We start from the raw sequence: 22,936 nt of genomic DNA, 5'->3' as shown, positions 1-22,936 counted from the left end.
TAATTCCTGCCGTATCACTGCCGAGATGGGCTCAATGAGGGCTTCTCGGACCGGACCGGCGCGCTGCGTCAACATCCCCAGGAACCGGCCCTGTATGCCTTCGAGTGAGGCGACGCGTCGGCGAAAGGCTGAAGACTGTGGTGGGACGAAGGAATTTCCTCATGGCCGGTGCATTCGGGGGTGCGGCCGTGCTTTCGGGGAGCGGTCCGGGGGCGCAGGCGTTCGCGGATCCTGGCCCCGGCCATGGTCATGGGGGCGGGGGAGGGGCTGACGGCACCCCGATTCCCCGGACCCCTCCGCTGGAGAAGTACGTCGACCCGCTGCCCACACCGGCGACGGCCGTCCCGGATCCTTCCGTCCATCCGGGCGCCGACTACTACGAGTTCACGATGCGGCAGGGCTCGTGGCAATTCCACCGGGATCTCGGGCCGGCGGACGTGTGGGGTTATTGGGCCACGAACCCGCACGATCGCCGCCGGGCGATCGGCATGGGCTATCTCGGGCCGACGATCAGCGTGGACAAGGACCACCCGACGGTCGTCAAATACCGCAACCACCTGCCGACCACCCACCTGTTCCAGTCCGTGATCGACGCCATTCGCAGCGGGGACCCGGAGCTCACCCCGACGCCTCCGCCTCCCTACAAGGCCGAACTGCCTTTCCCCGACAACGTCAACGTGTGGAACGTCGTACACCAGCACGGAGGTTTCACAGCGCCCCAGTCCGACGGAATGCCGCTGCATTCGTTCAGCCCGGACGGCATCCACGCCGAGGCCTACACCACACTGCTTCCGGACCGGGTCAGACGCAACGAAGCGATCTGCGCCTACACCAACCACGAACGTTCGTCCATGCTCTGGTACCACGATCACGGCATGGGGATGACCAGCCTCAACGTCTACGCGGGCCTGGCCGGTCTCTGGCTCGTCAACGACCCCGAGGACGAGCGGCTCGAACTGCCGCGCGGCGAGTTCGAGGTCCCGCTCATCCTGCAGGACCGGACCTTCCACCCGGACGGCTCGCTCGCCTACACCATGACCCTCCAGGAAGGCGAGGACACCCCGGTCGTCAACGGGAAGGCGTACCCCTACCTGGACGTGGAGCCGCGACGCTACCGGCTGCGCATCCTCAACGGCTCGAACGAGCGTTTCTGGCGGCTGAGGTTCGACGTTCCCAGGGACGTGGTGCTCCAGCCCAACCTGCCGTTCTGGCTGATCGGCACCGACGGCGGCTTCCGGCCTCCGTTGCAGATGCTGAACTTCCTGATCGGGCCGGCGGAGCGGTACGACCTGATCGTCGACTTCGGTCAGATGCCCATGGGCGCGAAGATCACGATGACGAACTACCACGCACCGGTCCACTACCCCGGCATGCCGGGCCAGGGACCGCAGATCTCGGAAGTCATGCAGTTCCGGGTCACCAAACGACTGTCCGGACGCGGTGACGGCACGACGCCACCCAAGGAACTCAAGCTGCCCGTGGCCCCGCCGATCGTGCCGAAGCCGGACACCCGTCGGCGGCAATGGGTCGTGTACCAGCACAAGCTCTTCGGCACCATGACCTTCAACGCGGTGCCGTTCATGGAGCCGTCCCAGGACTTCATCGAGGCGGGCTCGACCGAGGTCTGGGAGTACATCAACCCCAATCACGACGCGCACCCGATGCACGTCCACCTCGTCAACTTCCAGGTGTTGAACAGGCAGCCGATCGACGCGGCCGCCTACCAGGCGGACTACGAAAAGTGGATCGACGGCGGCCGCCGGCCGGAGGACCTTCCGGTGCTGGAGAATTACTTCACCGGCCCACCGATTCCGCCGGACCCGGACGAAGCGCAGTCCGAAAAGGACACGGTCAAATCCTATCCGGAGACGGTGACCAGAATCATCTGCCGGGAATTCACCCCGCCGACGGAAACGATCGCGTCGATCCCGGGCAGCGGAACCGAGTTCCCGGCGGAGTACGTCCACCACTGCCACCTGCTCGAACATGAGGACGACGACCTGATGCGGCCGTGGACGATCGTCGGCCCGGACGGCGAACGGGGCGACGGCGGCGGCCACGGGCACGGCAACGGCCACTGAGGGACCCGATCGACGGCGTGAGCCGGTCCGCGCCCCAAGGGCCCGGACCGGCACGGACGCCATGAGACCGGCCCCGGCGGGGCGGAACGGGCCCGCACCGCCCCGCCGGGAGGCTTACGGTGCCTGGGCCGTCGAGCCCCGGACCACCAGTTCCGGCTGGAAGACGTACTCCGTGCGTTGGACCGGGGTGCCGCCCACCGCCTCCAGCAGGGCGCCCACCGCGGCCGTCGCCATCGCCCGTACCGGCTGGCGCACCGTCGTCAGCGGCGGATCCGTGAACGCGATCAGCGGCGAGTCGTCGAAGCCCACCACCGACACGTCCTCCGGCACCCGCAGCCCCCGCTCCCGCGCCGCCCGGATCACGCCCAGCGCCATCGGGTCGCTGCCGCACACGATGCCCGTGCAGCCGCGGTCCAGCAGGGCGATGCCCGCCGCGTGGCCGCCCTCCACCGTGAACAGGGTCCGCTGGATCAGCCCCTCGGCATCCGCCGAAGGGCACGCGGCGACGAAGCCCTGCTCCTTGCGGGCCGACGGCACGTACCGCGTCGGCCCGATCGCCAGGCCGATCCGCCGGTGCCCCAGGTCCTCCAGATGCCGTACCGCCATGTCGGCCGCCGCCCGGTCGTCGGGCGACACGAACGGCGCGCTGATCTGCTCGTTGAAGCCGTTGATCAGGACGAAGGGGGTGCCACGGGCGGCCAGCCGCTGGTAGCGCGACGGATCCGCCGACGAGTCCGCGTGCAGGCCCGACAGGAACACGATCCCCGTGACCCCGCGTTCCTCCAGCTGCTCCACCAGCTCGTCCTCGGTGGCCCCGCCCGGGGTCTGCGTGCACAGCACCGGCGTGTACCCGTGTCCGGCCAGCGCCTGCTCTATGACCTGCGCGAACGCCGGGAAGATCGGGTTGGTGAGCTCCGGGATCAGCAGCCCCACCAGGCCGTTGCTGCGCCGCCGCAGCCGTACGGGCCGCTCGTAGCCCAGCAGGTCGAGCGCGGCCAGCACCTTGTGCCGGGTGCCGGCCGCCACGCCCGACTTGCCGTTGAGCACGCGGCTGACGGTCGCCTCGCTGACCTGGGCCTGCGCGGCGATGTCCGTCAGCCGGAGGGGGGACGTCACCCCTGCCACCACACCGCCGTGTCGGCGGGCAGGACGTCCGGCTCGGCGAGCGGGCCGCTCGCGAGGAGCACCGTGCCGGGCGCGGGCAGGCGTACGGCCCCGGGCGTCGTGTTGACCGTGCACACGAACCCGCCGCGCCGGAAGGCCAGCACGCCGGCCGGAGCGGCCAGCCACTCCACGGCGTCGCCCGCGCCCAGGTCCGCACGCTCCCGGCGGATCCGCAGCGCCGAGCGGTACAGCTCCAGCGTGGAATCCGGGTCGCCGGTCTGCGCCTCCACGCTCAGGCCCGCCCACTCGGCGGGCTGCGGGAGCCAGCTGCCCCCGCTGCCGAAGCCGTACGGGGCCTGGTCGCCGGACCACGGAATGGGCACCCGGCAGCCGTCGCGCAGCCCGTCCTGGCCGTTCGCCTTGAAGAACGAGGGGTCCTGGCGGACCTCGTCCGGGAGGTCGGTCACCTCCGGCAGGCCCAGCTCCTCGCCCTGGTAGACGTACGCCGACCCGGGCAGGGCCAGCATCAGCAGGGCGGCCGCCCGCGCCCGGTCCAGGCTGCCGAACCGGGTCCGGTGCCGGACGACGTCGTGGTTGGACAGCACCCACGTGGTCGGCGCGCCCACCGGGCGCATCGAGTCGAGCGAGTCGTCGATGGCGCCGCGCAGCGCCTCGGCGTCCCAGCCGGTGTTCAGGTAGTGGAAGTTGAAGGCCTGGTGCAGCTCGTCGGGGCGAAGGTAGAGCGCGGTGCGGTCCGCGCTCGGCGTCCACGCCTCGGCGACGCCGATGCGGTCGCCCGCGTACTCGTCGAGGACCCGGCGCCAGGAGCGGTAGATCTCGTGGACCCCGTCCTGGTCGAAGAACGGCAGCACCTGGTTGCCGAGCAGCTTGAGCTGCTCGTCGCGGCCGAGGTCGGGCAGGCCGGGGGCCTTGACCAGGCCGTGGGCGACGTCGATGCGGAAGCCGTCGGCTCCGAGGTCGAGCCAGAAGCGCAGGATGGAGCGGAACTCGTCCTGGACGGCGGGGTGTTCCCAGTTGAAGTCGGGCTGCTCGGGGGCGAAGAGGTGCAGGTACCACTCGCCGTCCGCGACGCGGGTCCAGGCCGGGCCGCCGAAGATGGACTCCCAGTCGTTGGGCGGGAGTTCGCCGGACTCGCCCTGTCCGGGGCGGAAGTGGAAGCGCTCCCGCAGCGGGGTGCCGGGGCCTTCGCGCAGCGCCTGCTTGAACCATTCGTGCTGGTCCGAGCAGTGGTTCGGGACGAGGTCGACGATGATCCGCAGGTCCAGGGCGTGGGCCTCGCGGATCACGGCGTCGGCGTCGTGCAGGGTGCCGAACATCGGGTCGATGGCCCGGTAGTCGGCGACGTCGTAGCCCGCGTCGGCCTGCGGGGAGGCATAGAAGGGGCTCAGCCAGACGGCGTCGACGCCCAGTTCCTTGAGGTACGGCAGGCGGCTGCGGATGCCTTCGAGGTCCCCCATGCCGTCCCCGTTGGAGTCGGCGAAGCTGCGCGGATAGACCTGGTAGATCACCGCTTCTCTCCACCAGCCGGGCAGAGTGCCGGTGGAGGTGGGAAGTGCGTCGGCGAGGTGCTGGGTCATGTCGTCCTTGGGAAGATCGGGCCGGGGGTGAGAGGGGGCAGGCAAGGGGTGGTCAGCCCTTGGTGGCGCCTGCCGTCATTCCGGCGACGAGGTGACGCTGGGCGAAAACGAAGAAGATCGCCGCGGGGATGGCGATGAGGACCGAGGCGGCGCTCATCGCACCCCAGTTGGAGGTGTACTGCGTGACGAAGGTCTGCAGTCCGCCGGCCAGGGTGAGGTTCTCCTCGCCGACCATGAAGGCCGAGGCGTACGCGACTTCGCCCCAGGCGGTGATGAAGGCGTAGAAGCCGGTGACGGCGAGGCCGGGCTTGGCGAGCGGCAGGATGAGCCGCCAGAAGGTGCCGAAGGGGTTGAGCCCGTCGACGCGGCCGGATTCGTCGATCTCCACCGGGATGGTGTCGAAGAAGCCCTTCATCATCCAGGCGCAGAACGGCACGGCGATGGTGAGGTAGGTGATGATCAGGCCGATCGGCTGGTTGAGCAGGCCGAGGTCGCCCATCAGGTTGTAGAGCGGGACGATGAGGATCGCCATCGGGAACATCTGCGTGATGAGCAGGGTCCACATCAGCGGCTTCATACCGGGGAACTTGAACCGGCTGACCGCGTATCCGGTGGTGGCGGCGATGAACACACCGAGGACGGTGGTGACGCCGGCGACCAGGACGGAGTTCCCGAACCAGCTGAGGAAGTGGCTCGACTCCAGCAGGTACTCGTAGTTCCCGAGGGACGGTTCCTTGACGAAGTCGGTGGTGATCGCGTACTCGGCGGGCTTGAGCGAGGTCAGCAGGATCCACAGCACCGGGAAGACGGCGATGACGGACGCGACGAGCAGGGTGAGGTGCAGGCCGACGGAGGCGAGCGGGGAACGGCTGCCCCGGGTACGGGCGGTGTTCGCAGTGGACATGGTCACCACACCTCTCCCTGCTTGCGCAGCGAGCGCCGGTAGACCAGCGCGAAGATCATGAGCAGGGCGAGGATCAGTACGCCCCACGTGGCGGAGCCGGCGAAGTCGCGCGGGCTCGCGATGAACGCCTCGCGGAAGGCCTGCGTCACCAGGATCTCGGTGGAGTCACCGGGTCCGCCGCGGGTGAGCAGGAAGATCACCGGGAACATGTTGAAGGTCCAGATGGTGGAGAGCAGGATCACCGTCATGCTCACCGCGCGCAGCCCGGGCAGCGTGATGTGCCGGAAGCGCTGCCAGGCGCTGGCGCCGTCCATCTCGGCTGCCTCGTACAGCTCGCCGGGGATGGACTGCAGCCCGCCGAGCAGGGCGACCATCATGAAGGGGACGCCGAGCCAGACGTTGACGGCGACGACCGAGAACTTGGCCCAGGTCGGGTCGTCGAGCCACGGGATCGCCGCGATGCCGCCGCCGTCGAGGACCTTGTTGAGGATGCCGTTGTCACGGTTGAAGAGGAATCGCCAGGCGAAGACCGAGACGAAGCCGGGGACGGCCCAGGGCAGGATGAGCGCCATCCGGTAGCCGGCGCGGCCGCGGAAGTCCCGGTTGAGCATGTTGGCCAGCACCAGGCCGAGGGTGAAGGTGATCGACACGCAGGCGACGGTCCACACCACCGTCCACACCAGCCGCTGCAGGAACACCGGGTCGCCCAGCACGGCCGTGTAGTTGTCGAGTCCGACGAACTCGTACGTGGCGTCGATGTGACGCGCGCCGATGGTCCGGGCGACGTTGCGCTCGTTGGCGTCGGTCAGCGACAGGTAGACGCCGCGGACGAGCGGCCAGCCGATGATCACGCCGAGGACGAGCACGACCGGGGCGATCATGGCCCAGGCGTACCAGTGGGTGGTGAGGGCACGCCTCAGTCCACCGTTGTTCCCGCTGTCAGTCCTGCGGCTCCGGCCGCGGGCGGCGACGTCGTTCTCGACGTCGTCACCCGCGGCCTTCGCCACCGACTGGCTGGTGTGAGCAGCCATGTTTTCGTTACTTCCAGCCCTTGAGGATCTTGCGGAACTCGGCACCGGTCGCCTTGGCGGCGTCCTCGGGGCTCGACACCCCGGTGATCGCCTTGGTGTATTCGACCTTCAGCGGCTCGAAGAGGGAGCCGTTCTCCGGGATCCAGGCGCGCTCGACGGCCTTGTCCACGGCCGGCTTGAAGAACTGCACCATCTCGCTGCCCTTGACGTCCGGCTGCTCGTAGGCGGCGGTACGGGTGGGGAGCAGGCTCAGTTCCTTGGCGGACTGCACCTGGACCTCCTGCGAGGTCATGTACTCGACGAAGGCGTGCGCGGCGGCGCGGTTCTTGGAACCGGCGTAGACGCCGAGGTCGTGGCCGCCCTGCGGGGCACCCGCCTTGACCGAGCCGGCCGGGACCGCGGCGACGCCGAGGTTGGCCTTGTCCTTGAACTGGTCACCCGCGTAGGTGTCGGCGACGGCCCACGGACCGTTGATCATCATGGCGGCCTCGCCGGACTTGAAGGCCGTCTGCATGTTCGTGTAACCGTCGGTGGCGTTGGTGACCGCCGCGCCGGAGGTGACCAGGTCACGGGCGGTCTTGAAGGCCTTGACGCCCGCCGCGTTGTCGACGGTGACCGTCTTGTTCTTCGCGTCGACCAGGTCGCCGCCCTCGCCGTAGATCAGCGGGAGGAACCAGTAGGAGTCGTCGCCGCGCAGGTAGAGAGCGGCCTTGCCGGACTTCGCCTTGATCGCCGCGGCGGCGGTCTTCAGCTCCTCCAGGGTCTTGGGGGGCTGGACACCGGCGTCGGCGAGCATCTTCTTGTTGTAGAAGAGGCCGAGGGTGTCGATGACCTGCGGCACGGCGTAGGTCTTGCCCTCGAACTTGCCGCTGGCCGCGGCCTGCGGCAGGAACTCGGTGTCGACCTTCTTCGCGGTCTCGGCCGGTACCTCGTCGAGGTAGCCCAGCGAGGCGAAGTCGGCGACCCAGCCGACGTCGGCGCGGATCACGTCGGGGGCGTCGGAGCCGCTGCTGAAGGCGTTCTTGACCTTGTTCTGCGCGTCGCCGTACGGGACGTTGACGTACTTGACGGTCACCTTCGGGTGCTTCGCGGTGAACGCCTCGGCGATCTTCTGGAAGCTCGCCTTCTCGGCGTCGTTCGAGGTGTCCCACCAGGTGACCGTGCCGGAAAGCTCGCCGCCGGCCTTGGTCTCGCCGCCGTCGTCCTTGGTGTCACCACCGCAAGCCGTCGCCGCGAGCGCCAGGGCCGCGACCAGCGCGGTGGCCGCTATGCCACGCCGCATATGAACTCCTTCGATGATCCCGGCCGCGCCCTCGCGGTCCCGAGTTGCCAGGAACGTAACAAGACTGAAAGCCGACCGAAAGAGCTTGCGGCAATTTTCTGCAAGACGCGGGGATCGTTACATCCGTGTGTCCGGACGGTTGCCGCACCTTGCTGTTAGTTCGAGTCAGCTTCGACTGTCCGGGCCCGCAACCAGGGGGCGTGTGCTCGCGTTGACCCCGATATGACCCATGAGCTGACCGCGTCCCGGCTTGCAAGCGCTTCCAGCAACGCGACCGCGAGCGTCGGCTGGTGGCGCGATGCCGTCATCTATCAGGTGTACGTGCGGTCCTTCGCGGACAGCGACGGAGACGGCGTGGGGGACCTGCGCGGGGTGCGCAAGCGGCTCCCCCACCTGGCGCGGCTCGGGGTCGATGCCGTGTGGCTCACCCCCTTCTACGTGTCCCCCCAGGCGGACGGCGGCTACGACGTCGCCGACTACCGGGCCGTCGACCCTCTCTTCGGCGACCTCTCCGACGCCGACGAGCTCGTCCGCGCCACCCACGCGCTGGGGCTGCGGGTCATCGTGGACGTGGTCCCGAACCACACCTCCGAGCGGCACCCCTGGTTCATCGGCGCCCTCGCCGGGGACCCGGGGATGCGGGAGCGCTACCACTTCCGCCCCGGCCGCGGGGCCGGCGGCGCCGAGCCGCCCAACGACTGGGAGTCCGTGTTCGGCGGCCCCGCCTGGACCCGGGTCGCGGACGGCGCGTGGTACCTGCACCTCTTCGCCCCCCAGCAGCCCGACCTGGACTGGGAGCACCCCGAGGTCGCCGCGGAGTTCGCCTCCGTCCTGCGCTTCTGGCTCGACCTCGGCGTCGACGGCTTCCGCGTCGACGTCGCCCACGGCATGGTCAAGGCCCCCGGCCTCCCCGACATCGGCCACGGCGCGCAGGCCACCCTCATCGGCACCGAGCCGCTCCCCTTCTTCGACCAGGACGGGGTCCACGAGATCCTCCGCTCCTGGCGGCGGCTCCTCGACTCCTACGAGGGCCCGCGCATCGGCGTCGCCGAGGCCTGGGCCCCGACCTCCGAGCGGCTCGCCCTCTACGTCCGCCCCGATGAACTGCACCAGGCCTTCAACTTCCGGTTCCTGAACTCCCGGTGGGACACCGCCGTCCTGCGGACCGTGATCGACGAGTCGCTGGCCGCCACTTCCTCGGTGGGCGCGCCGACCACGTGGGTGCTGTCCAACCACGACGTCGTCCGGCACCGGACCCGGTTCGGCAGCCTGGACCGGGCGCGGGCGGCCGCCCTGCTGATGCTGGCCCTGCCCGGCTCGGCGTACGTCTACCAGGGCGAGGAGCTGGGCCTGCCGGAGGTGACCGACCTCCCGGACGAGGCCCGCCAGGACCCGGCCTTCCGCCGCACCGCCGGACAGGAGGGGCTGCGCGACGGGTGCCGGGTGCCGCTCCCCTGGTCCGGCGCGGAGCCGCCGTACGGCTTCGGGCCGGCCGGCACCTGGCTGCCGCAGCCCGCCGGCTGGGGCGACCTCAGCGTCGCCGCCCAGACCGGCGACCCGCACTCCACCCTGGAGCTCTACAGGGCGGCCCTGGAACTGCGCCGCGCGCTGCCGGGTCTGGGCTCCCCGGACGCGGGCCCGCTGACCTGGCTGCCGGCGCCCGAGGGCGTGCTCCTCTTCACCCGGCCCGGCTTCGCCTGCAGCCTCAACACCCGGCCCGCCGCGGTCGAACTCCCCGCGCCCGGCCGCCCCGTACTCTCCAGCGCCCCGGCGGAGACGGACGGCCGCACGGTCCGGCTTCCCGCGGATTCGTGCACGTGGTGGGCAATTTAAACGTGCGACCGGTACAGTCCAATCCCGTGACCGCACGGCTAGCCGACATCGCAGCCCAGGCGGGGGTCAGCGAAGCCACAGTCAGCCGCGTGCTCAACGGCAAGCCCGGTGTGGCCGCCGGCACCCGTGAATCAGTCCTGGCCGCGCTCGACGTGCTCGGCTACGAACGGCCCGTGCGGCTGCGCCAGCGCAGCGCGGGGCTCGTCGGGCTGATAACCCCCGAGCTGGACAACCCCATCTTCCCCGCGCTCGCCCAGGTCATCGGCCAGGCCCTGACCCGGCAGGGCTACACGCCCGTGCTGGCCACCCAGACACCGGGCGGGTCCACCGAGGACGAGCTGACCGAGATGCTGGTCGACCGCGGGGTCTCCGGCATCATCTTCGTCTCCGGTCTGCACGCCGACACGACGGCCGACATGGGCCGGTACGACCAACTCCGCGGCCAGGGCGTCCCGTACGTCCTCATCAACGGGTTCTCCGACAAGGTGCAGGCCCCCTTCGTCTCCCCCGACGACCGCGCCGCGATGCAGCTCGCCGTGACCCACCTGGCCGCGCTGGGGCACACCCGGATCGGCCTCGCGGTGGGGCCCAAGCGCTTCGTACCGGTGGTCCGCAAGATCGAGGGGTTCCGGCTCGGGATGAAGGAACGGCTCGGACTCGACGAGACCGAGACCGAGGAGCTGATCCAGCACTCCCTCTACACCCTGGAGGGCGGCCAGGCGGCCGCGACCGCGCTGATCGCGCGGGGCTGCACGGCGGTGGTGTGCGCGAGCGACATGATGGCGCTCGGCGCGATCCGGGCCGCCCGGCAGCAGGGGCTGCGGGTGCCGCAGGACGTGTCGGTGGTCGGCTTCGACGACTCCCCTCTCATAGCGTTCACCGATCCGCCGCTCACCACCATCCGCCAGCCCGTCCAGGCCATGGGTCAGGCGGCGGTGCGGACCCTGCTGGAGGAGATCGGCGGTACGCCGGCCCCGCACAGCGAGTTCGTCTTCCTGCCCGAGCTGGTGGTCCGCGGCTCCACGGCCTCCGGCCCCGGGCAAGCTCGGGGTCGGACTCGTCCGTAGGGTTGAGCGGAGGCGCCGAAGACCGTCCCGAGGGATGATCGAAGGCGAGATGGCATCTGGCAGACTCTTTTCCCATGGGTGAAGCGAGCGTGAAGACACTGGAAACCCGGACGGACGTCTCGTCACCCCCTGTGACCGGGAGCGAGACCCGCCCGGAGTCCGAACGCACCCTGATGACGCGGCTGCGGTCCCCGCGCCGGCCGCGGATCTGGTTCGAGATCGTGCTCATCGCGGTCAGCTACTGGACCTACTCGCTGATCCGCAACGCGGTGCCCGAACAGAAGACGGCCGCCCTCGCGAACGCCGACTGGATCTGGTCCGCCGAACGCACCCTCGGCATCGCCGTGGAACAGTCCGTCAACCACGCCGTGAACTCGGTGACGTGGCTGGTCGTGGGCATGAACTACTACTACGCCACGCTCCACTTCGTGGTGACCATCGGCGTGCTGGTGTGGATCTACCGTTTCCATCCGGGACGTTACGCCGCCACGCGCCTCGTCCTCTTCGCCACCACGGGCGTGGCCCTGGTCGGCTACTACTGCTACCCGCTCGCGCCGCCCCGGCTGATGAACGGGCAGCACTTCGTCGACACCGTGCTGGTCCACCACACCTGGGGATCCATGGCGTCGGGGAACCTCAAGCACATGTCGAACCAGTACGCCGCCATGCCCTCCATGCACATAGGGTGGTCGCTCTGGTGCGGGCTGACGATCTTCGCGGTCGCCTCCGCCCCCTGGGCCCGGATGCTGGGCCTGCTCTACCCGGCGGCGACCCTCGTCGTCATCGTGGCCACCGCCAACCACTTCTGGCTCGACGCCGTGGGCGGCATGCTCTGCCTGACCTTCGGCTACACCCTCTCGCGCAGCTGGTACGGCTCGCTGCCGCACCGGCTGCCCCGCCACCCCGAGTACACGGGCCCGCACCCGGCTGCGGCGCTGCTGGGCCGCTTCCGCCGCTAGGGCGCTGGACCTCCTGGTACGTGATCCGGCCGCCCGAATCGTGAGGCGGACCGGGGCCTCGGCCAGTTCGGCCGGCGGGGCCGTGACCGGGTCGAGGGTGAAGGCCGTCAGTCGCGCCGGCATGCACCAGGGGGCGAGGTTCAGCCGTAGCGGCAGACGGCCCTGGTACTCGACGGTGGCGAGGAGGGCCGGTACGTCGCCGTCGCCGAGGTCCATGACGTGGGCGCCGGTGAGGCCGGTGGCTGCCATGGCGCCGAGCAGCTCGACGAGACGGGCGCGGCGCTCCGCGGAGGAGGCCTTGGGGACCAGCGCGCCCACGAGGCCCATCGCCGCGTGTTCGACGCGGTGGCCGGTCGGACGACCCTGGGGGTCGCAGACGATCTCGGAGCGCTGGCCGAAGGCGCGGGGGCCGGTGATGCCGGCGGCGGCCAGGGCCGGCCCGCTCGCTAGGGCGGAGTGGCCGTCGTAGAGGCGCAGGAAGGCGGGGGCGCCGGCCGGCGCGTCCTCGATCAGGGCCCGGTCGACGGGACGTCCGCCGAAGGCGTTGTGGTCCAGGCCGAAGCCGACCACCCAGCCCCTGGTGCGCTCCGCGGCGCGCAGGGCGGTTCGCAGCTGGTCGAGGTCGCGGACCGCGGAGAGGTCGGTGCCGGTGGCCGTCTCGATGCCCCGGACGGGGTGGCTGTGGGCGTCGGTGAGGCCGGGGTGAGGGTGGCGCCGCCGAGGTCGATCACCTCGGTGCCGGGGCCGCGCCAGTCGCGTACGTCGGACTCCTCGCCGACGGCCACGATCTGGCCGTCGCCGACCGCTACGGCGCGGGCCTCGGGGCGGCCGGGGACGAGGGTGCGGACGCGGGCTCCGGTGAGGACGGTGTCGGCAGCGGGCACGGCTGTTCTTCTCCTTCGTGGGCGGGCTCTTCGGCGAAGCGGGCCTACACGTCGGGGCGGCGGGGCCCGGACCGGCGTGGGGGCAGCCCCGACGCGACCGCCGACGGCTTCCGGCCGGACGGTCCCGAGCCGTGGCACCTGGCAACGCTCCGGGCGGCGAGTCCGTCCGACCGCGAGCGCGTGACATGCGTCACGGCACGCACGTCGGTGCGGCCCGTCCCTGACGGCGCGTCACTTCCTCGACATTTCGATATTTGTCTGTTTTGGGATCGACATTCCCCTCTCCGGTGGGAACGGAATCCGCGGTACCGCTGGAACCGCCCCCGACCCGCCTGGTCACAACCTTTTCTGAATACCCATCAGGCGGTTGCGGCAGTGACCGAATCGTGACCATGCACGATCAAGGACCCTTTTCAAGCCGTGCCTCGCCGCCCCTGAGCGGATGAGCAGCGGAAACTTGCCAGGCCGTTGGCGGCTTTTAAGAATGGCGGCTCCTCCGGCGCCTCGCGATTCGGGCGCCGGAAGCTTCGCGATCACCGAATGAGGTCACGCATGCAGAAGCATCGGAAGAAGAAGCCCTTCAAGAAAGTAGCCATAGCCGTCGGCGCTCTGGGAATCGTGGCTGTTCCCACTGCCGCCATGGCCTGCTTCGACACCCAGGACAGCGGTCGGACGCGGGCCGCGAGCCAGCAGGAGAAGCGCCCCTGGCACTACGCGCCCACGGCCGCCCCGACCTCCGAGGCACCCGTGGCACCCGTGGCACCCGTGGACGTCCAGCCCCCGAGCAGCCCCCCGGCCGCCTCCCCCAGCAGCCCGGCGGCGCCCGCGCAGCCGGTCGTACAGACGTCCAGGCCCCCGCAGCCGCAGCCGACGAAGCCGCCGGCCGTCACCAAGAAGCCGCAGGCACCCGAGCCCCCGAAGACCTCGGCCCCGCCGGCTTCCGGCGCCGCCGCCGCGGTCCTCTCGCTCGTCAACCAGGAGCGCGCCGCCGCCGGGTGCCCGGCCCTCAGCCTCAACGCGAAGCTCACGAAGGCCGCTCAGGACCACAGCGCGGACATGGCCGCCCACGGCAACATGTCCCACACGGGCTCCGACGGCTCCGATCCTGGCCGGCGCATCACCCGCGCCGGATACACGTGGAGCACGTACGGCGAGAACGTCGCCTACGGCTACAGCACTCCCGAGAAGGTCATGGAGGGCTGGATGAACAGCCCCGGCCACCGGCAGAACATCCTGAACTGCTCCTTCAAGGAGATCGGCATCGGCCTGGCCGAGCCGAACCACTACTGGACGCAGGACTTCGGCGCGGCGCGCTGACGCCACCGCCGGGCCCGGGACCGCTCAGGCCCCGTAGAACAGCTCGTCCACGACCGCCCGGGCCCGGCGGGTGATGCGCCGGTAGTCGTCCAGCATTTCGCCGACCGTGCCCTCCGCGTAGCCGAGGTAGCGGCCCACCGCCGCCAGTTCGCGGGCCTCGGACGGGAACGTGTCCCCGGCGCGGCCGCGGACCAGCATCACCGCGTTGCGCACCCGGGTGGCCAGTACCCAGGCCTCGTCCAGGATCTGCGCCTCCTCGGTCGGGATCAGCCCGGCCGCGTGGGCGGCGGCCAGCGCTTCGCGGGTCCGTGTGGTGCGCAGGCCCGGTTCGGCCCAGGCGTGCCGCATCTGGATCAGCTGGACGGTCCACTCGACGTCGCTGAGGCCGCCGCGCCCGAGTTTGGTGTGCAGGGTCGGGTCCGCGCCGCGCGGCAGCCGCTCGGACTCCATACGGGCCTTGAGCCTGCGGATCTCCCGTGCGGCGTCCTCGCCGAGGCCCTCCATCGGGTAGCGCAGCGGGTCGATCAGATCGATGAAGCGGCGGCCCAGCTCCTCGTCGCCCGCGACCGGTTCGGCGCGCAGCAGGGCCTGGCTCTCCCAGGTCAGGGACCAGCGCCGGTAGTACGCGGCGTACGAGGCCAGCGTGCGCACCAGAGGGCCGGAGCGGCCTTCGGGCCTCAGGTCGGTGTCGATGAGCAGCGGCGGGTCGGCGGTGGGCAGCTGGAGCAGCCGGCGCATCTCGGCGATGACGGCCTGGGCGGCCTTCGCGGCCTCCTGTTCGTCGACGCCTTCGCGGGGTTCGTGGACGAACAGGACGTCGGCGTCGGAGCCGTAGCCCAGCTCGTGGCCGCCGAACCGGCCGACGCCGATGACCGCGAAGCGGGTGGGCAGGGTGTCGCCCCAGTGGGACTGGACGGCGGCGCGCAGGGCGCCGGCGACGGTGGCGCCGGTGAGGTCGGAGACGGCTCCGCCGACCCGGTCGACGAGGGCTCCCAGGTCCTCCTCGGCGGGGCTGTCCTCCGTACCGTAGGAGCGGATGATGTCGGCCGCGGTGGTACGGAAGAGCTCGCGGCGGCGCACCCCGCGGACGGCGGCGACGGCGGCTTCGGCGTTCTCGGCGCGGCCGACGGCGGCGAGGACCTCCTGTTCCAGGGCCTCGCGGGTGCGGGGCTGGAGGCCTTCGGGGTCGCCGAGCAGGGCGACGGCCTCGGGGGCGCGCATGAGGAGGTCGGGGGCGAGGCGTCCGGCGGACAGGACGCGGGCGAGGTTCTCGGCGGCGGCGCCCTCGTCGCGCAGCAGCCGCAGGTACCAGGGGGTCTTGCCGAGGGCGTCGGAGACCTTGCGGAAGTTCAGCAGTCCGGCGTCCGGGTCGGCGGAGTCGGCGAACCAGCCGAGGAGCACCGGCAGCAGGGTGCGCTGGATGGCGGCCTTGCGGGTGACGCCGGACGCGAGGGCTTCGAGGTGGCGCAGGGCCGCGGCCGGGTCGGCGTACCCGAGGGCTTCGAGGCGCTGGCCCGCGGCGCGCGGGGAGAGCCGGGTCTCGCCGGGGGTGAGCTGGGCGACGGCGTCGAGGAGCGGCCGGTAGAAGAGCTTCTCGTGCAGGCGGCGGACCACGGAGGCGTGCCGGCGCCAGGCCTTGTTGAGCTCGGCGACGGGTTCGGTGCGCAGGCCGAGCGAACGGCCCAGGCGCCGCAGGTCGGCTTCGTCCTCGGGGACGAGGTGGGTGCGGCGCAGCCGGTACAGCTGGATCCGGTGCTCCATGGCGCGCAGGAAGCGGTACGCGTCGTGCAGCTGGGCGGCGTCGGCGCGGCCGACGTAGCCGCCGGCGGCGAGGGCGTGGAGGGCGTCGAGGGTGGAGCCGGAGTGCAGGGTGGCGTCGCTGCGGCCGTGCACGAGCTGGAGCAGCTGGACGGCGAACTCGACGTCGCGCAGGCCGCCGGGGCCGAGTTTGAGCTCGCGGTCGACCTGGGCGGCGGGAATGTTGTCGACGACGCGGCGGCGCATCTTCTGGACGTCGGCGACGAAGTTCTCGCGCTCGGCCGCCTGCCAGACCAGGGGGCTTATGGCTTCGATGTACTCGGCGCCGAGGGCGGCGTCCCCGGCGACGGCGCGGGCCTTGAGGAGGGCCTGGAACTCCCAGGTCTTGGCCCAGCGCTGGTAGTAGGCGAGGTGGGAGGCGAGCGTCCGGACGAGGGGGCCGTTGCGGCCCTCGGGGCGGAGGTTGGCGTCGACGGGCCAGATGGTGCCTTCGACGGTGATCTCGGAACAGATCCGCATGAGGTGGGAGGCGAGGCGGGTGGCGGCCTGGATGCCCTTGCCCTCGTCGACTCCGTTCGCGGCCTCCCCGACGAAGATGACGTCGACGTCGGAGACGTAGTTCAGCTCGTTGCCGCCGCACTTGCCCATCGCGATGACGGCGAGGCGGCATTGGGCGGCGTCGTCCGGGGCGGCGGCGGAGGCGATGCGCAGGGCCGCGCGGAGGGTGGCGGTGGCGAGGTCGGCGAGCTCGGCGGCGGTCTGGGCGACGTCTATGGTCCCGCAGACGTCGCGGGCGGCGATGGAGAGCAGGCAGCGGCGGTAGGCGACGCGGAGCCCGACGGGGTCGCGGGCGTCGGCGAGGCCGCGCTCGAACTCCGCGAGCCCGGGGTGCAGGTCGGCGGCCTCGTAGGTGACGAGGGCCTGCCAGTCGTGGGGGTGGCGGGCGAGGTGGTCGCCGAGTGCCTCGGAGGCGCCGAGCACGCCGAGGAGGCGGTCGCGGAGCGGCTTGGCGCTGACGAGGGTGTCGAGGAGGCCGGGCAGTTCGTCGGCGGGCTGCGCCTCGGCGAGCCGTACGAGCCCAAGGAGGGCGAGGTCGGGGTCGGCGGTCGCGCCGAGGGCGTCGAGGAGCACCGGATCGGTGCGTACGGCGGCCAGCGCGTCGGCGTCGAGCAGCCGGGCCGCGGCGGAGGGGTCGGTGAAGCCGCTGCGGAGCAGCCGGATGAAGGTGCTGCTCCTGCGTCCCGGGACTGTCATCCCGCCGCCTCCCGCGGTTGTTGCTGCCACTGCCCTGGCGTGCCTGGTACGAGCCTATCCGGAGCAGGCGTTCGACTCACCGCCACGTATCATGACGAGGCTTATCGGATTATCCGAAGACTTATGGCGTGATTGGGGCCTGCTCCCCGCACCCCCGGTGACGAGGAGCCCCATGTCCGACGGACACCCCGGCCCCGGCCCGGCGTGGCAGCCCCTCGAACCCCATGGCCCGGCGGACCCCGTCCGGGGCCAGGCGACCCCGCCGGCGCCGGCCTGGCGACCCGGCCCGTCCGAAGCCGCCTGGGACCAGCGGTCCGCCGGCCCGACCGGAGCCTGGGCCCCGCAGCCTTCCGAGGCCGGAGCGTGGGCCCCGCAGGGCCCGTCGGCCGACCCCGCCTGGACGCAGGAAACCCCGCCCGGTCCGACTCAGCAGAACCCCGAAGTCGGAGCCTGGGACCAGCGGTCCACCGGCCCGACCGGAGTCTGGGCGCCGCACGTCCCATCGTCCAACCCCGCCTGGGAACAGGCGCCCCCGCCCGGTCCGACGTGGCAGGACCCCGGGTCCGAAGCCTGGGCACCGCAGGCCCCATCGGCCAACGCCGCCTGGCAGCAGGCAACTACGCCAAGCCCGGCCCATCAAAACCCCGGGGCCGAAGCCTGGGCCCCGCACGTCCCAACGGCCAACCCCGCCTGGGAACAGGCAACCCCGCCGAGCCCGGCCCATCAAAACCCCCGGGCCGGAGCCCCGACCCCGCAGGCCCCGTCGGCGGCGGCCCGGCAGCCCGCCACGGCCGAGGCCCTGGAACCGCACCTCCCCCACGTCCCGTCCGGCAGGCGCAGGGCCGCGCGGCGGGGCCGCGAGGCCGAGCACACCGGCGGCCGGCCGGGCCGCGCGAAGACCCCGGTGGCACCGGAGGCGAAGCCCGGGCGCCGCCGCGCCGGAACCCCCGTCACGGCCGGACCCCCCGCCCCGCCGGAGGCGAAGCCCGGGCGTCACCCCGCCGAGCCGTCCACCGCGCCGGAGGCGAAACGCGGGCGCCGCCGCGCCGCGGGCGCCGCCCCCGAGTCGTCCCCCGCGCCGCAACCGAAGCGGTGGGCCCGGCTCGTCAAGGTCGTCGCCTTCTGCGCGGCCACCGCCGCCGGCAGCATGCTCGTACTCCGCGGCAACGAGGCCCTTGACCGCCTGGAGTCCCCCACCGCCCCCGACAGCAGGGCCACCGCCCCCGCGGCCCCCGCCGACGCGCCCGACCCCGGCCGGGTGCTCCAGGTCATCGCGCATCCGGACGACGACCTCTACTTCATGAATCCGGACCTGCGCTACTCCATATCCGCCGGCCACCCCGTCACCTCGGTCTACCTGACCTCCGGTGAGGCCGACGGCATCAACGCCGGCGCCGCCAAAGAGGCCACCACCCCGCCCAACAAGCCCGCGTACGCCGAGGCCCGCCAGAACGGCATCCGCGCCGCCTACGCCAAGATGGCCACCGGCGACCGCAGCAGCGCCTGGAAGCGCACCGTCGTTCCGACCAAGGGCGGCGGCCACGCCGAAGTCGACGTCCTCGTCGCCAAGCCCCAGGTCAACCTGGTCTGGCTGCAGCTCCGCGAGGCCGGCAACGTGTACGACGACGCCCCTGACAGCCTGCACGGCCTGTGGGACGGCAAGGTCCCCCGCCTGGAGTCGATGCTCGCCTCCGGCACCCCGGTCAAGCAGAGGTTCAAGTACACGAAGGACCAGGTCGTCCAGACCCTGGTCGGTGTCCTGGAGCAGTACCGGCCGACCACGGTCCGCTCCCAGGACCCGACCCCCGGCCGGCACCCCGACACCAAGCGGTACACCGACCACCAGGACCACTTCTACGGCGCCCGCTTCGTGCAGCTGGCCACCGCCGCGTACGCGAAGGACGTCACGGACCGCCCGCACTTCGCGGTGCAGAACTACGTCGGCTACTTCAACGGCTCCCTGCCCAGCGCCCTGGACCCGGACGAGGCCAAGGAGAAGCTGGACATCCTCGACACGTACGCCTGGCTCGACAAACAGAACCACTGCGGCAGCGACGCCGGCTGCGGCGACCTCAAGGTCGCCGACCATCCGGCGGGCAACCGGTGGTCGGATTCCATCAACTACGCCCGCGGCACCAGCACCTCCTGGCTGACGTCCGACAAGGAGCACGGGCTGTGGGCCTTCAAGGTGCTCGACGGCCAGGTCGCCGTCTGGCACCGGACCGGCCTGATCGGCCGCTGGAGCGGGCCGGTCCTGCTCCCCGGCACCGGCATGGACCCGGGCATCTCCACCGTCACCCTGAAGGACGGCCGGATAGCCGCCTTCGGCACCCGTACCTCCTTCGGCGCGAAGCCCGCCGACTACAGGCGCGAGGTCGTGTACGCGGTCCAGCAGCGCCCGGGCGCCGAGGAGTTCGGGGAGTGGCAGTCGCTGGGCACCCCGGAGACGGCGGACGAGAACTGGACCTCCGACATCAGCGCGCCCGCCGTCTCGGTCGACGGCAGCGGGCAGCCGGCGGTGTACGTCCGCGACGGCGCGTGCACCCTGCGCGGTCGGGTGCAGCAGCCGGGCGGCGGCTGGGGACCGTGGGAGAAGTACGGCGGGGCCGACCTGCACGGCACCCCGGCCACCGCGACCGACGGCGCCGGGCAGCGGATGGTGTTCGCCTCGACCTCGAAGACGGTGGTGGGCTGGGTCCAGCCGAAGCCGGGCGCCGCGCTGGGACCGGCCACCGCCACCGGGCTGCCCGACACCACGCTCCCCCTCACCGCGGAGGGCCGCGAGGGCGGGGTGCGGCTGTGGTTCCGCAAGCCGGGGTCCGGCAACGTCCGTACCGCCCTGATGACGGCCGACGGCGGGCTCAAGCTGAACAACCTGACCGACCTCGGCGGCCTCCAGGGCTTCGGCTCGCTGGCGGCGAGCGGGCACGTGCTGGCGGGCCGGACAGCGGGCGGGCAGCTGGGCTCGGACGTCGGGTGGGGGCGGCCGTGGGAGCGGTCGCCGCTGATGTTCGTCGGCGCACCGTCCTCGACGATGACCGGGAGGAACCTGGTCAGTCTGGCCGTGATGGGGCTCGACGCGCGGCTGTACGTGACCTCGTCGGCGGACGCCCCGGACGCGCACCTGGCCCCGTGGCAGCCGGTGGGCCCGCGCAACTCGGCTCCGTAGCGACGCTCCTCCCCGACGCCCCCTAGCCGTAAGCCGGTTGACCCCGGTCGCGGACGAACAGAGTCCACTTTTAGGTCACATACCCGGACCAAAAGCTCCCCACGGCACATTCACGTCCGGTCGTTTTCGGAAAGCAGGCATCTTCGGCGAAATCGGTGAACCAAGTTCCCCGATTTGGCCTCTCTCTGACTGCTCAGCGGTTTTCCCCGCACCCCGAACGAACCCAAGGCGTGACCGATGCCTTTGACCCGTCGCCGCTTCGCGGCCCTGCTGACCGTGCTGACGGCCGGTACCACCGGCGTGCTCGCCGTGGCCTCCGGCCAGCAGACGCCGGCCGAGGCCACCCCGGAGAAGAACCCGGCCACGGCCGCCCTGCCCGCGAGCGTCACCGCCGGGTCGGTCGTCCAGATCGTCGCCCACCCCGACGACGACCTGTTCTTCATGAACCCGGACCTCAGCCGGTCGCTGGTGTCCGGCATCCCGGTCACCACCGCCTACCTCACCTCCGGCGAGGCCGACGGCCGCAACGAGGCGAACGGCGCCGGCGTCAAGGACCCTGAGCAGCCCGCCGACCGCACCCACTACGCGGAGGCCCGGCAGAACGGCATCCGCTCCGCCTACGCCCAGATGGCGACCGGTGACCGGACCAGCGCGTGGAAGCGCTCCGTCATGCCCACCGCGGGCGGCGGCCAGGCCGAGCTCGACGTCCTCATAGCGAAGCCGCAGGTCAGCCTGGTGTGGCTGCAGCTGCGCGAGGCGCGCAGCACCGGCGGGGACACCCCCGACAGCTTGCGCGGCCTGTGGAACGGCAAGATAGCCGCGCTGGGCGCCCAGCTGACCTCCGGCACCCCGGTCAAGCAGCAGTTCACGTACACGAAGGACCAGCTGATACAGGCGATAGCCGGGGTCCTGGCCCGTTACCGCCCGACGACGATACGGATGCAGGACCCGACACCGGGCCGGTACGGGGACGCCGGCACCGGCAAGTACACCGACCACCAGGACCACATGTACGGGGCCCGCTTCGTGCAGGCCGCCACCACCGCGTACGCCGCCCAGGTCACGGACCGCCCGCACTTCTCGGTCCAGAACTACCTCGGCTACCACAACAGCACCCTCCCGCACGCGCTGGACCCGCAGACGGCCGAGACGAAGACCGGCTACCTGAAGACGTACGCCTGGCACGACCACCAGGACTACTGCGGCTCCCCCTCGGGCTGCGGCGACCGGAAGGTCGCGGGCAACCCGACCGGCCACAACTGGGCCCAGTCGCTGCGCTACACCCGCGCCGACCACAGCTCCTGGCTGGTGGAGGGCACGCCCGGCCGGCTCTGGGCGTTCGCCACGCTGGACGGGCAGACCGCGTACTGGACCCGCGCCCCCGGCGGCGACTGGGCGGGCCCGGCCCTCCTCCCGGGCACGGGCATCGACCCGGGGGCGGCCACCGCCCGCTTCCCGGACGGGCGGATCGCGGTCCTCGCCACCCGTACGACCTTCGGCCCGGTGCCGACCGGCTACCTGCGCGAGGTCGTGTACGCCGTACAGTCCGCGCCCGACGGCCCGTTCGGCCCGTGGCAGTCGCTCGGCACCCCCGAGGTGACGGACGAGGACGGGACTTCGGCGATCAGCGCACCCTCGGCGGGCGTGGACGCGGACGGCCGGCTCACCGTCTACATCCGCGACGCCCGCCGCACGCTGCGCGCCACCACCCGCCAGCCGGACGGCCGCTTCTCCGCCTGGCGGCGCCTGGGCGGCGAGGACCTGCAGGGCGATCCGGTGACGGCGGTCGACTCGGCCGGACGCCGCCACGTGTACGCCACCACCACCACGTCGGTCCTGGCCTGGACCCAGTCCGCCCCGGGCGCCCCGCTGACCGGGCCGTCGGAGACCGGCCTGCCCGCCACGACGGTCCCCCTCTCGGCGGCCCCGGACGGCGCGGGCGTCCGCCTGTACTTCCGCCGCCCGGACTCGGGGGTCGTCCGCACCGCCCTGGTCACGGCAGGCTCCGGCAAGCTCCAGGTGTCCAGCGTCGCGGAGGCGGGCGGCAGGGCCGGCTACGGCGCGGTCGGCGTCGCGGGCCGGCTCATCTCGGGCCGCGCGGACAGCGGCACGATCAGCACGACGAGCCTGGGCGGGCCGCCCGCCTGGACGGAGTCCGCGATGCTCTACGCGGGCGCGCCGGCGGCCGTCCTCGAACTCTCCGGCGCCACCACGGCGGTCCTCGGCCTGGACGCGCAGCTCCACATCACGTCGACCCCCCGCACCCCCGCGACCCCGCCCTGGCACCGCGCGGTCCGCTGACCAGGCACTGCGTCGCGCCATTCGCAGGAAAAGCGGGGCAGCACTGCGATGTCGTCTCCGACTGGCTGCAGGAACAGCTCCCCGGCAGCTGACGCAAGACGACTCCGGGCCGGTGGTCGGTGACCACCGGCCCGGAGTGTCGTGTGCGGCCCGCAAGGGGCTGTGACCTGCGGTTAGAGGACCGGAAGGTTCTTGCGGAGCTCGAAGGCCGTTACCTCGCTCCGGTACTCCTCCCACTCCTGCTTCTTGTTGCGGAGGATCTCACTGACTTCCGTCCGGACCAGGGATGACTCTCGATGACTGCGGAGAAGCAGAGATCGAGTGGTCATCAGCGGTCGCCATTTGTAGCCATTGGCAAGCCTTCGACGGCCCACAGACGGCCCGGTGGTGCCCG

At 71.7% G+C, this 22,936-nt stretch carries 14 protein-coding genes and 1 pseudogene; 7 read left to right on the top strand and 8 right to left on the bottom strand.

Going from position 1 to position 22,936, the window contains the following annotated elements:
• Positions 1-161: 161 nt before the first annotated feature.
• Positions 162-2,081, top strand: coding sequence for a multicopper oxidase domain-containing protein (locus AB0D48_RS24440; RefSeq protein ID WP_362400695.1), 1,920 nt, complete (start codon positions 162-164; stop codon positions 2,079-2,081).
• Between the two features lie 114 nt (positions 2,082-2,195).
• On the opposite strand, the gene AB0D48_RS24435 is transcribed toward AB0D48_RS24440, so the two are convergent.
• From AB0D48_RS24435 to AB0D48_RS24415, 5 genes are read right to left on the bottom strand one after another with little or no spacing between them, the layout of a single operon-like run.
• Positions 2,196-3,206 carry a LacI family DNA-binding transcriptional regulator gene (locus tag AB0D48_RS24435; protein ID WP_362400692.1) on the bottom strand — a complete coding sequence of 337 codons (1,011 nt, stop codon included), beginning with the start codon at positions 3,204-3,206 and terminating at the stop codon, positions 2,196-2,198.
• Positions 3,194-4,783 carry a glycoside hydrolase family 13 protein gene (locus AB0D48_RS24430; RefSeq protein WP_362400689.1) on the bottom strand — a complete coding sequence of 530 codons (1,590 nt, stop codon included), beginning with the start codon at positions 4,781-4,783 and terminating at the stop codon, positions 3,194-3,196. Before AB0D48_RS24430 ends, AB0D48_RS24435 begins: the two co-directional genes overlap by 13 nt.
• Before the next feature lie 52 nt (positions 4,784-4,835).
• Positions 4,836-5,687 (bottom strand): carbohydrate ABC transporter permease, encoded by an 852-nt coding sequence (locus AB0D48_RS24425; RefSeq protein ID WP_362400686.1) that lies wholly within the window; start codon positions 5,685-5,687, stop codon positions 4,836-4,838.
• A gap of 2 nt (positions 5,688-5,689) precedes the next feature.
• Positions 5,690-6,718 (bottom strand): sugar ABC transporter permease, encoded by a 1,029-nt coding sequence (locus AB0D48_RS24420; protein WP_362400683.1) that lies wholly within the window; start codon positions 6,716-6,718, stop codon positions 5,690-5,692.
• A gap of 7 nt (positions 6,719-6,725) precedes the next feature.
• Positions 6,726-8,000: an extracellular solute-binding protein gene (locus AB0D48_RS24415; protein ID WP_362400680.1), complete on the bottom strand. Its 1,275-nt coding sequence runs from the start codon at positions 7,998-8,000 to the stop codon at positions 6,726-6,728.
• Positions 8,001-8,222: 222 nt separating this feature from the next.
• On the opposite strand from AB0D48_RS24415, the gene AB0D48_RS24410 reads away from it, so the two are divergent.
• From AB0D48_RS24410 to AB0D48_RS24400, 3 genes are all read left to right on the top strand, one after another.
• Positions 8,223-9,833 carry a glycoside hydrolase family 13 protein gene (locus AB0D48_RS24410; protein WP_362400677.1) on the top strand — a complete coding sequence of 537 codons (1,611 nt, stop codon included), beginning with the start codon at positions 8,223-8,225 and terminating at the stop codon, positions 9,831-9,833.
• A 26-nt stretch (positions 9,834-9,859) separates the two neighbouring features.
• A complete protein-coding gene (locus tag AB0D48_RS24405) occupies positions 9,860-10,900 on the top strand; it encodes a LacI family DNA-binding transcriptional regulator (RefSeq protein WP_362400674.1) in 1,041 nt (346 codons plus the stop codon).
• A gap of 74 nt (positions 10,901-10,974) precedes the next feature.
• The gene (locus tag AB0D48_RS24400; RefSeq protein ID WP_362400671.1) at positions 10,975-11,859 is read left to right on the top strand and encodes a phosphatase PAP2 family protein; all 885 of its coding nucleotides are present in this window, start codon (positions 10,975-10,977) and stop codon (positions 11,857-11,859) included.
• A gap of 117 nt (positions 11,860-11,976) precedes the next feature.
• Here the strand turns inward: AB0D48_RS24400 and AB0D48_RS24395 are convergent.
• A pseudogene (locus tag AB0D48_RS24395) lies at positions 11,977-12,743 on the bottom strand (amidohydrolase family protein); the annotation flags it as partial.
• 552 nt (positions 12,744-13,295) lie between these two features.
• Between AB0D48_RS24395 and AB0D48_RS24390 the strand changes: the two are divergent.
• Positions 13,296-14,060 carry a CAP domain-containing protein gene (locus tag AB0D48_RS24390; RefSeq protein WP_362400668.1) on the top strand — a complete coding sequence of 255 codons (765 nt, stop codon included), beginning with the start codon at positions 13,296-13,298 and terminating at the stop codon, positions 14,058-14,060.
• Between the two features lie 24 nt (positions 14,061-14,084).
• On the opposite strand, the gene AB0D48_RS24385 is transcribed toward AB0D48_RS24390, so the two are convergent.
• Complete coding sequence (locus tag AB0D48_RS24385; protein ID WP_362400665.1) at positions 14,085-17,072, bottom strand: bifunctional [glutamine synthetase] adenylyltransferase/[glutamine synthetase]-adenylyl-L-tyrosine phosphorylase; 2,988 nt, start codon at positions 17,070-17,072, stop codon at positions 14,085-14,087.
• Between the two features lie 172 nt (positions 17,073-17,244).
• On the opposite strand from AB0D48_RS24385, the gene AB0D48_RS24380 reads away from it, so the two are divergent.
• Both AB0D48_RS24380 and AB0D48_RS24375 read left to right on the top strand, forming a co-directional pair.
• Complete coding sequence (locus tag AB0D48_RS24380; protein ID WP_362400662.1) at positions 17,245-20,241, top strand: PIG-L family deacetylase; 2,997 nt, start codon at positions 17,245-17,247, stop codon at positions 20,239-20,241.
• 237 nt (positions 20,242-20,478) lie between these two features.
• Entirely contained in the window at positions 20,479-22,542 is a 2,064-nt protein-coding gene (locus tag AB0D48_RS24375) for a PIG-L family deacetylase (RefSeq protein WP_362400659.1), read from the top strand.
• 173 nt (positions 22,543-22,715) lie between these two features.
• Here AB0D48_RS24375 and AB0D48_RS24370 read toward each other — a convergent pair whose 3' ends face one another.
• On the bottom strand, positions 22,716-22,871 hold the full coding sequence (locus tag AB0D48_RS24370; RefSeq protein ID WP_362400656.1) for a hypothetical protein: 156 nt from the start codon (positions 22,869-22,871) through the stop codon (positions 22,716-22,718).
• Positions 22,872-22,936: the final 65 nt, after the last annotated feature.

The organism is Streptomyces sp. NPDC048269 (assembly GCF_040652395.1).
Lineage (GTDB): Bacteria > Actinomycetota > Actinomycetes > Streptomycetales > Streptomycetaceae > Streptomyces.
This window is presented reverse-complemented; position numbering and strand designations above follow the sequence as displayed.